Origin of the sequence: Klebsiella sp. 10-1, assembly GCF_009758445.1 — a bacterium.
GTDB classification, from domain to species: domain Bacteria; phylum Pseudomonadota; class Gammaproteobacteria; order Enterobacterales; family Enterobacteriaceae; genus Klebsiella; species Klebsiella scottii.
The window spans coordinates 1-12,874 of record NZ_WQRE01000006.1; the positions used below are offsets into that span (position 1 = coordinate 1).

Below are 12,874 nucleotides of genomic sequence, written 5' to 3' on the forward strand. Positions count from 1 at the left end.
AGGCTGGTCAGCGAGCGCACGGTTTCCACGCCCTGATAGAACTGGGTGACGCCCATGCCCCACAGGATGGCGGCGGATTTGGCGCCGGCGTACATCCGGGCGCAGGCGCGGATCTCCCGGGCGCTGATGCCGGTTATCTCTTCCACCGACTCCGGCGTATAGCCTTCAACGATTTTACGGTACTCCTCGAAGCCCTCGGTACGGCTGGCGACGAAGGATTTATCGTAGAGATCCTCTTCGATAATGACGTGTCCGATGGCGTTGAGCAGCGCGATGTTGGAGCCGTTTTTCAAGGCAATATGCATATCGGCAATGCGCGCGGTTTCAATTTTGCGCGGATCGCAGACGATAATCTTCGCCCCGTTGCGTTTGGCGTTAATCACGTGATTCGCCACGATGGGGTGTGAGTCGGCCGGGTTATAGCCGAAGATAAAGACGAGATCGGTGTTATCAATCTCGGTGATGGCATTGCTCATAGCGCCGTTACCGACCGACTGGTGCAGACCTGCAACCGAAGGGCCGTGTCAGACGCGAGCGCAGCAGTCGACGTTATTGGTACCAATAACGGCGCGGGCGAATTTTTGCATCACATAGTTGGTTTCATTCACGGTTCCGCGGGAGGAGCCGGTGGTCTGGATGGCATCCGGGCCGTACTTCTCTTTAATCGCGCTGAGGCGGGTGGCGACGTAGTCGAGGGCCTCGTCCCAGGAGACGGATTCCAGCCTGCCGCCGCGCTGGCGGCGGATCATCGGGGTTTTCAGGCGCGGGGTGAGAATTTGGGTATCGTTAATAAAGTCCCAGCCGTAGTAGCCCTTCAGGCACAGGGTTCCCTGGTTGTTTTTCCCCATCGCCGGCTCGGCGCGGATAATATTCCCCGCTTCAGTCACCAGCCCTATTTTACAGCCGGCGGCGCAGTACGGGCATACGGTCATCACCATTTTCATTGGGATAAGACTCCTTTAATCATGCGGCAGCGATGTCGCGATTAAAAAAACAAAAAAAAACCAAACCGGCTGCTGATAGCGAGATCGATCGCCGCTTGTATAACCGGAAGGCTCAGCAGCAGCAGCAGGGTCGCGGCGAGGGTCAGGCGAAGTAGCATGGTGGTTTCTCCTGAAAAAGAGGGTGCTTATTCGCAACATGAAGCACGGCAGCGGGGGAGCCCGATGCCGCCCTGGTTAGCGCTATTCCTCATGCTGCTGCTTTTTAACCTTGCGCATTAATAGCCACATGCGCACCGTGCGCGGCGCACGCTGCGCCCCCTGGGCTTCCGGCACCAGACCGGTGTGCTTGTTGTAGCCGTTGAAAAACAGGTTCAGGGTGACGGCGCTAAACGTGGCCAGCATGATCCCGCTGTGCAGCAGCGGCTGCAGTACCTCGGGGAATTTAGAGAAAAACTGCGTCGATAGCGTTGGCGTCAGGCCGACGCCAAGGCTGATGGCGACGATATAGAGGTTGTAGCGATTGGTGGAGTAGTTGATGCGCGCGAGAATGCGTATCCCCGTTGCCAGCACCATGCCGAACATTACCAGCCCCGCACCGCCCAGCACGAACTGCGGAATAGAGGCCACCAGCACCGCCATCTTCGGCACCATGCCAAATATAATCAGAATGGCGCCAGATGCGACGCAGACCCAGCGGCTATGGACGCGGGTGACGCTGACCAGGCCAACGTTCTGCGAAAAGGAGGTGTGCGGAAAGCTATTAAACAGCCCGCCGAATAGGGTACCGATGCCGTCAACGCGCAGGCCGCGAATGATATCCTGCGGCGTCAGCTTGCGGCCGACAATTTCGCCAAGCGCCAGAAACATCCCCATTGATTCAATGAAAACGATGATCATGACGGCGGTCATCGTGATGATTGATATCGGATCGAAGACGGGCGTACCTAAGGCCAGCGGAGTGACCACGGCGAACCAGTGGGCGTCATGCAGGCCGTTGAGGTTAACCTCGTTCATCATCATCGACAGGCCGAAGCCGAAAACGATGCCTAACAGTACGGCGACGTTAGACATAAAGCCTTTGGCAAAGCGGGTGACCAGCAGAATAAACAGCAGTACGGCAAACGAAATGCCCAGATAGATGGGGCTGCCATACTCCGGATTACCTTTCCCTCCTGCCGCCCAGTCGATCCCGACCTGCATAATGCTCAGGCCGATGGACGTGATGACGACGCCGGTGACCAGCGGGGGAAAAAGCGGCATCAGTCGTCCGATCAGCGGCGCCAGCAGGGTGGTAATGATCCCGGCCGCAATCGTCGCGCCGAAAATACCCATCAGTCCGGTATCGGGATGCATGCCGATGGCCAGCATCGGCGTCACGGCGGCGAAGGTTACCGACATAATGACCGGCAGACGAATGCCCATAAAACGCCCGACGCCGATACACTGCAGCAGGGTTACGACGCCGCAGCAAAACAGATCGGAGCTGATCAGCAGCGCGACCGTTTCTTTGCTTAGCCCCAGCCGGTCTCCAATCATTAAAGGGACGGCGACGGCGCCGGCATACATAACCAGAACGTGTTGCAAACCAAGAACGACCAGCTTCCCCGGGGATAAGACGCGATCCACCTCATCAATTGTGTGGGGGCTACCAGTGACCGATGGTGGTTGAGAATCAATGGCGCTCATAATGTATTTCTCCTTAATATCCAACGGCGGGCTCAGGAGCCAACCGGGAGGGGGGTGAATAGAGAGAGTGCAAAGCTCGCTATTACCTATGCTTAGGCAGTGCCAGTTTTTCTTCCTGCAGGCAAAATAATGTTGAAATGAGTCAACTATCACAGAAAGAGACGATAACGGCGGCGAGCGGCGGGAGAAAAAACGGCGGAGAGAAAATAGCGTCTCATAATGAGAGGGATATAATCATTCTGACTCACAATATGATTCTGAGGCGCGTCTGACTGATATTTATTAGCGTTGAAGGGGATATTTTTTTGAGGCTGCTCGCAAAAATAAGTTTGCCCTGATTGAGAATGTAAAAAGCGCCTGATTATTGCATCGCGACCCTTTGTCAATTTCAGAATAATAAAAAGGGAAGCCAATGAACCGATTTATTGTTGCCGATGCCGCGAGCTGTATTGGCTGCCATGTTTGCGAAGTGGCCTGTGCTATCGCCCACAGCGAGGATTGCTGGCCGCAGCGGCGTCATGATTTCCTGCCGCGCATTCACCTCGTCTCTGATCGTGACGCCAGCCGCGTGACCACCTGCCGTCACTGCAACGATGCCCCCTGCGTGACCTCCTGCCCGACTCAGGCGCTCTGTTTCGCCAACGACAGTATCCAGCTGAAGCAGGCGAAGTGTATTGGCTGTAAAAACTGCGCAATTGCCTGTCCTTTTGGCGCCATCGAGATGGTGGCCGTCGGAGAGGATGCGCCGCAGCTGGCGCAGAAATGCGATCTTTGTCAGCAGCATCCGTCGGGTCTGCAGGCCTGCGTCGCCAACTGCCCGACGCAGGCGCTGCGGCTGATGGATGAGGCCGGGCTCAGCCGCCTGCGCCGGGAAAGACAAATTCGCGCCGCCCAGGGGCAACCGGTACAGGTGCGGCGCAGCGACCGTCGCGCGGCATTCCTCAGCAAACCGCCTCGGGTGGGCGCGACGAAGATCGCCGCCGAGGAGCGCAAAGCGCATTTCGAGGAGATCTATCACCGACTCGGCGCCTGCGATGCCGAATATGAGAGCGATCGCTGTCTCTACTGCGCGCAGAAAGCGTGGTGCAACTGGACCTGTCCGCTGCATAACGCCATCCCGGATTTTATTCGGTTAGTGAATGAAGGAAAGATTATTGAGGCCGCAGAGCTGTGCCACCAAAGCAGCTCATTGCCGGAAATCTGCGGCCGGGTCTGCCCGCAGGACCGGCTATGCGAAGGCGCCTGTACCATGAAGGAGCGGGGCGGGGCGGTGACGATCGGCAACCTTGAGCGCTATATCACCGATAGCGCGCTGGCGATGGGCTGGCGGCCGCAGACCGGGGACGTCAGCCCTCGCGAGGAGCGGGTGGCGGTGATTGGCGCCGGGCCGGCAGGCCTGGGCTGCGCCGATATCCTGGCGCGCGCGGGGGTGCAGGTCGACGTTTTCGACAGGCATCCGGAAATCGGCGGCCTGCTCACCTTCGGTATTCCGCCGTTTAAGCTGGATAAGAGCGTGCTGGCGGTGAGAAGAGAGATTTTCAGCGCCATGGGCATTCAGTTCCATCTTAACCACGACGTGGGGCGCGACGTGGCGTTCGCCGACCTGCTGGCCGGCTACGATGCGGTATTCCTCGGCGTCGGCACCTATGGCCTGATGGCCGCCGGTCTGGAGGGGGAAGATGCGTCCGGGGTGATTCAGGCGCTGCCGTTTCTGATCGCCAGCACCCGCGAAGTGATGGGACTCGAGGCGACCGAAGAGTATCCGCTGACCGAAATTCAAGGTAAGCACGTTGTGGTCCTCGGCGGCGGCGATACGGCGATGGATTGTCTGCGCACCGCCGTTCGACGCGGCGCGGCGAGCGTGACCTGCGCCTATCGCCGCGATGAGCCGAGCATGCCGGGTTCGAAAAAAGAGGTGCTGAACGCCAGGGAAGAGGGCGTGGAGTTCCGGTTTAACGTGCAGCCGCAGCGGATCCTTCGCGGCCGTAAAGGGGCGGTGCGCGCGGTGAGTATGATCCGCACCGAAATGGGCGCACCGGGGCCGGACGGGCGACGTCGCCCGCGGCCGGTTGCCGGTTCTGAATTTGAGCTTACGGCCGACGTGCTGGTAATGGCGTTTGGCTTCCAGGCGCACGATATGCCCTGGCTGCGCGGTCACGGGGTCCAGCTCGACCGCTGGGGGCAAATTGGCACGGGCGGAGAGGGCCGGGCCAGCACGCAAACCAGCAATGATAAAGTTTTTGCCGGCGGCGATGCGGTACACGGCGCAGATCTGGTGGTGACGGCAATGGCTGCCGGACGCCAGGCTGCGAATGAAATGTTGGCCCTCTTTGCGGATCAAAAGGGGGGGATATGACCCGATTTATCCTGGCCAGCGCGCAGGCCTGTATCGGCTGTCGGACCTGCGAAGTCGCCTGCGCGCTGGAGCATGGCGGCACCGGCGCGGCGTTCCAGCCGCGCCTCAAGGTCCAACGTCTTGATAACGTCACCGTCCCGATTATGTGCCACCAGTGTGAAAACGCCCCCTGCGTCTCGGCCTGTCCGGTGGCGGCGCTGACCATCGGCGAGGCGCGGGTTGAGGCGGATGTGTCGCGCTGCATCGGCTGCCAGAGCTGCGCGGTGGTCTGCCCATTTGGGGCCATCACCGTTGAGAGCGCTGCCGCGCATCCGCCACTGATTATCAAATGCGATCTGTGCGCAGAACGCGAGCGCGGCCCCGCCTGCGTGGAGGTTTGCCCCACGGCGGCACTCAGCATCATGACCCCCGAGCGGCTGGCGGCGCTGCTAAAACAGCGTAAAGAGGCCGCCGCCGCGTCTGGGATATAGCGGCTTGCCAAACGATCCCCGCCCCGAAGGGTGAGGAGCAGCTTTCATGCGGGCCAGCAGGGAGGTATTCCGTTCACCGGACGCTTTGCAGAACATGCGGTGTCGGTGTCGGTGCCAGGTGACCGGGTTAAAGGGAAGATAACCGTCTTTCCCTTAACAATCCCCGCGGTCCCGCACGGAAATTGGTGCTGCGCACTGCGCTCACCTCCCGGCCTGCAGCCTGCGGTCGGCCCAACTCGACCTGCTCGCCCGTTCCGGGGCTCGCTCCTGTCTCGATTCGCCTCTTGCCGCCATCCCTGGCGGACAGCCCTTGTCTTCCGGCCTTCGGTTCGCCGATTTCAGCGGGGAGCCAGGGCCCCGCTGCACGCCTTTTCGCTACGGGACGCGCGTCGTCGCGGTTGAGTCAGGCAGCAAGCGGTGCACTCGCGGAGCAGGTAAAAAAGCCGGTCAGCTGCTCTGCTGACCGGCTTGAGACCTCGTGGAATAACCCGCTCCGATGCATGCCGGCGCCGCCTTAAGGCAGCGCGTCCATCCGCGCCCACATTTTCACCGCCGCCTTCCGCGCCTCGGCAAAGAGCGGTTCGTGATCGAAGGTAAACTGTCGGTTCTCGTAAATCATCTCCCCGTTGACCATCACGCTATGGACGTGATGACTGCCGAGACCAAAGGCGATATGCCCGGCGATATTTTCGGCCATCAGCGGCGTTGGCGCAGGGTAGTCGCAAATCGTCAGGTCGGCTTTATATCCCGCCTCAAGGCGGCCAAAGCGGGCGTTAAAGTTGCGGCTGAGCAGCTCGTTGCCGTTGCTTAAGGCGCGGGCAAAACCGTCCGGCCACAGCGACCCGCCGGCGTCACGGTGCTTAAAGAAGGCAAACTTGAGCTCTTCGAACATATCAGATCCCAGGCCGTCGGTGCCCAGCGCCAGGTTGCGGAAGTCGACCAGCCGCTGGTTATAGCCGACGTGGTTGTTCATATTGGAGCGCGCGTTATGCACCAGGAACCCATCCTGAGAATTGAGGATCTCAATATCTTGATCGGAGAGATACAGGCCGTGGGCAACCAGCGTCCTGCGGTCAATCAGGTTAAACTCCGCCAGCCTGACCAGCAGGTCTTTTGCGTAGCGATGATGGCTGTGGCTGACGTCGTAGCGGTCCTCCGCCGCATGGATATGCAGGCCGCGGCCGGTGGCGCTCAGCGCCTCGCTGAGCATCGCCAGCCCCTCATCCGGCACCGTAAAGGGCGCGTGGGCGCCAATATGCGCTTCAACCAGGTAGGGTTCGCGACCCTGTTTTCGCGCCAGGTCGATTTCGCGGGCAAAGCGAATGTTCTCCTCGACGCCGGCCCGCAGTTCTTTAATCCCGCCGTTGCGATCGGTGGTTTCAAAACAGGTCATTCCCCGCAGGCCGATCCGCAGGAAGGCGTTGCGCAGCTGGCTGAGCGATCCGGCGATATAGTTGGGCGAAGCATGGTGGTCAATCACCGCGGTACAGCCGCTGCGCACGGCTTCCATAGCGCAAATCAGCCCGCTGTAATAGAGGGATTCTTCATCCAGCGCGCGGTCGAGCCGCCACCACATATTTTTCAGCGTCGAGATAAAGTCAGGGCTGGGCGCAATATTGGCCTGAATCCCTCGCGACAGGCCGGAATAGAAGTGGTTATGCGAACACACTATCCCCGGCATCACCAGACGACCGTGCATCTCTTTGACCGTGGCCTGCGGATAGCGCTGAGCGAGACCCGGGGCAATAGCGAGAATTTCGCCGTTTTCGATCGCAATATCGACGCTTTCCGTGACCTTCGCCGGATAGAGCTGCGCGGCGGTGGCATTTTTCAGAATTAAGATACTCATACTTCGACGCCTCCCAGCAGGTATCGGTGGTTAAGATGAACATGGCTAATGATGCGGCAAAGATCGGCAACGGTAGGGGGAACGTCAGCGATATGGCCGCTATCGTCGATTTTTAGCAGCCAGGTTTGCTCGTTTTGCCGTACGTGGACGCTGTCGTCCTCTACGAAGAAGCCGGGGTTGCTGCTGTTGGCGAAATCCTGCGCCAGGCTAAAGACGGTAATTTTGTCTTTGTAGGGCTTGCCCTGCCAGGGGCAGAACTGCGCGCAGTTGCCGCATTCGTTGCAGTATGCGTCGAGATGCAGCGTCTGATAGCGGTTCTGGAACCCCGGCACGGCAATAGAGACGTTGGCGCGGTTTGGGCACACGTCCACGCATTTGCTGCACACGTAGTTGCACTCCAGGCAGCGGGCCGCTTCCTGAGCAACGAACGCCTCGCGGTCATCGCTGGCCACCTCCGCGACGGCGATTGTCCCTTTGCGCTGGTAGATGTCCGCCGGATCGACGTTATTCCACTGTTTATGCTGATAGCGGGTGGCAATGTTTTCTCGCGCCAGAATAGCATCCGCTGCCCGACGGGCGTTGCCGATAGCCGAGACGATGGATGACGGGCCGCGCTGGACGTCGCCGATAAGAAATACGCCCGGCAGCGCGGTTTCGCCGCTGAGATCGACCGCCGGCCAGCCGCTGCCGTCCAGCGGAATGCCCATCGCCGCCAGCGCCTCAACGTCCTGCTGTTCGCCGATGGCGGCGATCGCCGTGTCCGCCCGTAGGGTGCGGGTTTGGTTGGTTGCTAGCGGGCGACGGCGGCCCTGTTCATCGGCGTCGCCGAGCTGCATCACCCGGACGGTCAGCGTTCCGTCGGCGTAGAACTGCTCAGGATTACTCAGAAACTCGAACGACACGCCGTCACGCAGCGCCTCTTCATACTCTTCGCGCCATGCCGGCATCTCCTGCTGCGAACGGCGGTAGACGATGGTGACTTTTTCCACGCCCGGCACCCGCATCGCGGCGCGCGCGCAGTCCATGGCGGTATTGCCCGCGCCGATAATCACCACCTGTTTGCCGAGCTGGAGGGCGTCACCGCGATTATATTCGCGTAAGAACTGCAGCGATTTGCGCACGTTAGGGTTATCACCGCCGAGGCTTACGCCGCTGTTTTTGTCGGTACCGGTGCCGACCAGCACGTAGCGGTAGCCCTCGCGGCGAAGTTTCTCCACCGTCAGCAGCGGATCGCAGCCGTAGACGATATTAACGCCGTGCTCGATCACGAAGTCGATATCGTGCTGGATAAGCTCGGCGGGGATGCGGAACTGAGGAATGATATTGCGCACCACGCCGCCCGCGTTGGCCTCGCGCTCAAACAGGGTCACCGGGTGTCCGGCGCGGGCCAGAAAGTAGCCTGCGGCAAGCCCCGCCGGGCCCGCCCCGATCACCGCCACCGGGTTCATCGCACCGGAACCGGCCGGTTTGTGCCAGCGCCGCTGATACTCTTCCCAGCCTTTCTCGAGCGCGATTTTCTTCAGTTCGCGAATATTGAGCGAACTGTCGTAGTCAAGGCGGGTACAGTTATGCTGGCACTGATGATCGCAAATATGGCCGGTAATGGCCGGCAGCGCGTTACGCTGATAGATAAGCTCAAGGGCGTCGGCATAGCGCTGCTCGCCCAGCAGGCGAATATACTCGGGAATATCCTGCTTAATCGCGCAGGCGCTCACGCACGGCGCGACGTAGCAGTCGGTGAGCGGCAGCGGCTCTGCGACCACAATGCGGTCCTGAGGTTTCCAGTGCTTCTGGGTGTACTCCATGCTGATGGCCTTTTCGGCCAGCGCGCTGAGGCGCCCGACGTCCACCTGCTGCAGCTCCCACCCGTTGGCCTGTTCCAGCTCGCGCATGCAGGCGCTTAGCCGCAGATAGCCGCCCGGTTTTAGCAGGTCGGTGGCCATAGTAATCGGGCGGATCCCGGTTTCAAATATCTCGCGGATCGTCAGCTGGCTGGCGCCGCCGGAGTAGGAAATAGGCAGCCTGCCGTTAAATTCGCGCGACAGCAGGGCGGCGACGTTGATGGCGAGGGGGAAGAGCGCCCGTCCGGACATATACATCTCATCGCCGGGCAAAGCGCCTTTGCGATTGATCGTCCCGAGGGTGTTGGTCAGCTTGACGCCGAAACCTAGCGCTTTTTCTTTCGCCAGCGCCATCAGGCGATGAAGCATCTCCAGCGCCTGACCGATTTTCAGGTCGTGATCGAAGGATTCTTCACTGAGGCCGATATAGCTAAAGCCGCAGGTATCGAGGATTTCACGCACTCGCGGATAGCCAAGCAGCGTCGGATTGAGCTTCACGAAGGTATTAAGCCCTTTCTCTTCCAGCATATAGCGGCAGATGGCCTCAATTTCATCAGGCGGACAGCCGTGCATGGTCGAGAGCGTGACGCCGCTAACCAGCCTGCCCGGGACCCGCTGGGCCAGCTTCGCCAGCTGCGGACGAATGTCCTCAAGCTGATTGCCGACCACAAAGCGGTCGCTATGCGTCCAGCGGTAAAGCGTATCGCGATACTGCGCGAATTTCGGATGAGATCCGGCATCCATCATATTGTCGATAAACTGCTGCATCGGCGGCTGCTTAATGCCGTCGAGGTTATAGCCGACGCTCATATTAAAAATAAACGACTTGGCGGATTTTGACGGCGTGAACGGGAATATCTCTTCCAGCAGATGGAGGATAAACCAGGCCTTCAGATATTCATCCCAGGCTTTGAGCAGCGTAAATTCGGTGGACCATTCGGTGTTAAAACACTCATCTTCGGCGTCAATGCAGGGCTTTTCCAGCTCAAGGCGGTCGAGTATCTGCACGGTTTTCAGCTCAATAAACCTTCCGCCGGTGAGCCATGAGGTGATGATATTTTGCGCCAGCTGGGTGTGCGGCCCGGCGGCGGGGCCGATGGGCGTGGCGCAGCTCTCGCCAAATACGCTCACTCGTCTGGATGTCGCCGGGATATAAAACTGTTGTTCCGGGATACCAAAAATTGAACGGTGGTGCTGATACTCATCAAAAATACGCGTCAAAAGTTCCTCAAACGGGACGGGACGCATAATATCACCCATAACCCTCTCCTTAGATTCATTTATGAGATCAACGTTGCCGGTACGGGCTCGTTATTTTTAAGGCTGCCGCTTTGCGAGCGACGGAAAAATAGCGGGCGTCGCATTAATTCCGACGGATGGGAAAGGAACAGCAACATTCGCACCAGTTATTTCACTGGTGGCAGGATTAGGCATAAATTTGTGAAGGAACTCTAAATTAAAGGTGGTTATTGTCGCGATGACGTCGGTCTAAATGGGAATTAAAATCACTCAATAAAATGTCGGGAGAGTATTGTTAAAAATTATCCGCGAGCTATCACAATGATAATATTTTTTTAGCGGATTTATTATGCTGCGCGCGAATTATTCAGGTAAATGAATAACGGACATTCCGTCGGCAAATAAAGCCGTCCGTCTGACCCCGCTTTCCGCGACGCTGTTCACGAATTTGCGCTAAAAGCCGCGGCTCAGCATGAACCTTGCATACTCAATTCTGCCGTCAGGCCGTTGTCGTCAACGCTGCCCGCCGGTTCAGGCGCGCCGGCAGGGCGTCGCCGATGTGGTTGTTGAATCAGCTGTCTCAAAGTGAGAATGGGCGGCCAGCTCGCAGACGATGCATTGGAGAGTAAAGGACCCGGCCCGGTCGGGCTGACCACAGGAATAGCCATTGAGGTTGTTATGAATATTTTCTCAGAAGCCGCAAGGCTTGAAGCACAAAACTGCCCGTTTGCGCTGGCGCAAATCGTCGAGAGCCGCGGCTCAACGCCCAGGCACTCCGCGCAGATGCTGATCCGCGCTGATGGGAGCATTATTGGCACCATCGGCGGTGGGATGGTCGAACGCAAGGTCATTGATGAAGCGCTGGAGGCCTTGGCTGAAAAGGCCTCGCGCATGTTTCATGGCCGGATGGCGCGCAGCGGCACCGACGCCGTGGGTTCCGACTGCGGCGGGGCAATGTCGGTGTTTATCAGCGTCCACTGCCAGCGACCGCGGCTGGTGCTGGTCGGGGGCGGGCACGTTAATCGCGCAGTTGCGCAGGGCGCCGCGCTGCTGGGATTCGAAGTTGTCGTCGTCGATATCCATTCTGCCAGCCTCGATCCGCAGCTGTTTCCGCCGACGACCCGGCTGCTGCATGCCGACAGCTTCGCCGCAGCCGTTGAACAGCTGGCGGTTCGTCATGATGATTTTGTCCTGATCGCCACGAATAACAAAGATCGTGAAGCGCTGGATAAGCTGATCGCCCGGCCGGTGGCCTGGCTGGGGCTGCTGGCCAGCCGCCGCAAGGTGCAGGTTTTTTTACGCCAGCTGCGGGAAAGCGGGGTGGCGGAAGAGCATATTGCGCGTCTCCATGCGCCGGTAGGCTACAACATTGGCGCCGAAACGCCGCACGAGATTGCCGTCAGCGTACTGGCCGAGATCCTGCAGATTAAAAATCAGGCTCCCGGCGGTCTGATGATGTCTGTACATTCGGAAATTGAGGGACAAAAAGCGCTGACGACCGCATGATGCGACTCCCCCGCGACGGAGGCGAGGGGCCGCTGGCGCCGGGTTGGCTACCCCTCAATCAGCGTCCCCGTTTTTCCTTCTATCCCTTCCCGGGCCTTGCTTAGCATGGTAATTAAGGCCCGGCGCCCAGGCCGCGAACGGGCGAACGCCGCGGCGGCTTCGACTTTCGGCAGCATAGAGCCTTTGGCGAAATGACCTTCGGCAATAAAGCGGTCGATATCGTTAAGCGAGAGCCTGTCCAGCCATTGCTGATTAGGCTGGCCAAAGTTGATCGCCACTTTTTCCACCGCGGTGAGGATAATCAGCATATCGGCATCGATCGTGGCGGCGAGCCTGGCGCTGGCCCGGTCCTTATCAATGACCGCGCTAACCCCGCGCAGGTGGTTCCCCTCGCGGATCACCGGGATACCGCCGCCGCCGACGGTAATCACCACCTGTCCGGCATCCATCAGCGCCTTCACCGTCTCTTTTTCGATAATATCGACGGGCTCCGGGGAGGCCACCACCCGACGATAGCCGCGCCCGGCATCCTCTTTCAGCGTGTAGCCCTGGCGGATCAGGACCTGGGCTTCCGCTGCGCTGAAGAATGAGCCGATGGGTTTGCTGGGATCGCGGAAAGCTTCATCGGCGGCGTCAACCTCAACCTGGGTGATCACCGTGGCGACCGGAACGGGCATCCCGCGCGCGAGCAGCGCCTCACGCAGCGCATTTTGCAGATCGTAGCCAATATACCCCTGGCTGAGCGCGACGCAGACCGACATCGGCAGCATCGGGGTATGGGCCTCGGTTTTGGCGGCGGCCTCGAAGGCCAGATTGATCATCCCGACCTGCGGGCCGTTGCCGTGCGTCACCACGACCTGATGCCCTTGGGCAATGAGATCCACAATCGCCTGCGCCGTTTGCGTAACGGCCTGCATCTGTCCGGCAAGATCGTCCCCTAAGGCATTCCCGCCGAGGGCGAGAACAATTTTCTTACTCATGGA

General features: G+C 59.4%; 7 protein-coding genes and 1 pseudogene. 3 read left to right on the forward strand and 5 right to left on the reverse strand.

Going from position 1 to position 12,874, the window contains the following annotated elements; genetic code table 11:
* Positions 1–944: molybdopterin-dependent oxidoreductase (locus tag GO007_RS19955; protein ID WP_145980613.1), on the reverse strand; the 944-nt coding region annotated here is incomplete at its 3' end.
* 240 nt (positions 945–1,184) lie between these two features.
* Positions 1,185–2,630 (reverse strand): nucleobase:cation symporter-2 family protein, encoded by a 1,446-nt coding sequence (locus GO007_RS19960; RefSeq protein ID WP_095102995.1) that lies wholly within the window; start codon positions 2,628–2,630, stop codon positions 1,185–1,187.
* Positions 2,631–3,042: 412 nt separating this feature from the next.
* Here GO007_RS19960 and ygfT point away from each other — a divergent pair, with 412 nt between their 5' ends.
* Both ygfT and GO007_RS19970 read left to right on the forward strand, forming a co-directional pair.
* A complete protein-coding gene (gene ygfT, locus GO007_RS19965; RefSeq protein WP_095102996.1) occupies positions 3,043–4,986 on the forward strand; it encodes a formate-dependent uric acid utilization protein YgfT in 1,944 nt (647 codons plus the stop codon).
* A complete protein-coding gene (locus tag GO007_RS19970) occupies positions 4,983–5,456 on the forward strand; it encodes a 4Fe-4S dicluster domain-containing protein (protein WP_095102997.1) in 474 nt (157 codons plus the stop codon). Before ygfT ends, GO007_RS19970 begins: the two co-directional genes overlap by 4 nt.
* 514 nt (positions 5,457–5,970) lie before the next feature.
* Here GO007_RS19970 and ssnA read toward each other — a convergent pair.
* Positions 5,971–7,299, reverse strand: coding sequence for a putative aminohydrolase SsnA (gene ssnA, locus GO007_RS19975; RefSeq protein ID WP_189339907.1), 1,329 nt, complete (start codon positions 7,297–7,299; stop codon positions 5,971–5,973).
* A 2-nt stretch (positions 7,300–7,301) separates the two neighbouring features.
* Positions 7,302–10,406 carry a putative selenate reductase subunit YgfK gene (ygfK, locus tag GO007_RS19980; protein ID WP_095103000.1) on the reverse strand — a complete coding sequence of 1,035 codons (3,105 nt, stop codon included), beginning with the start codon at positions 10,404–10,406 and terminating at the stop codon, positions 7,302–7,304.
* Positions 10,407–11,063: 657 nt separating this feature from the next.
* On the opposite strand from ygfK, the pseudogene GO007_RS19985 reads away from it, so the two are divergent.
* A pseudogene (locus GO007_RS19985) lies at positions 11,064–11,843 on the forward strand (XdhC family protein); the annotation flags it as partial.
* A gap of 95 nt (positions 11,844–11,938) precedes the next feature.
* Here the strand turns inward: GO007_RS19985 and arcC are convergent.
* Entirely contained in the window at positions 11,939–12,871 is a 933-nt protein-coding gene (gene arcC / locus GO007_RS19990; protein WP_095103001.1) for a carbamate kinase, read from the reverse strand.
* Between the last annotated feature and the right edge of the window lie 3 nt (positions 12,872–12,874).

Excerpts from the sequence above, each read along its gene's own strand:
- GO007_RS19960 (WP_095102995.1), bottom strand. The coding sequence starts at position 2,630 with ATGAGCGCCATTGATTCTCAACCACCATCGGTCACTGGTAGCCCCCAC.
- ygfT (WP_095102996.1), top strand. The coding sequence starts at position 3,043 with ATGAACCGATTTATTGTTGCCGATGCCGCGAGCTGTATTGGCTGCCAT.
- GO007_RS19970 (WP_095102997.1), top strand. The coding sequence starts at position 4,983 with ATGACCCGATTTATCCTGGCCAGCGCGCAGGCCTGTATCGGCTGTCGG.
- ygfK (WP_095103000.1), bottom strand. The coding sequence starts at position 10,406 with ATGGGTGATATTATGCGTCCCGTCCCGTTTGAGGAACTTTTGACGCGT.
- arcC (WP_095103001.1), bottom strand. The coding sequence starts at position 12,871 with ATGAGTAAGAAAATTGTTCTCGCCCTCGGCGGGAATGCCTTAGGGGAC.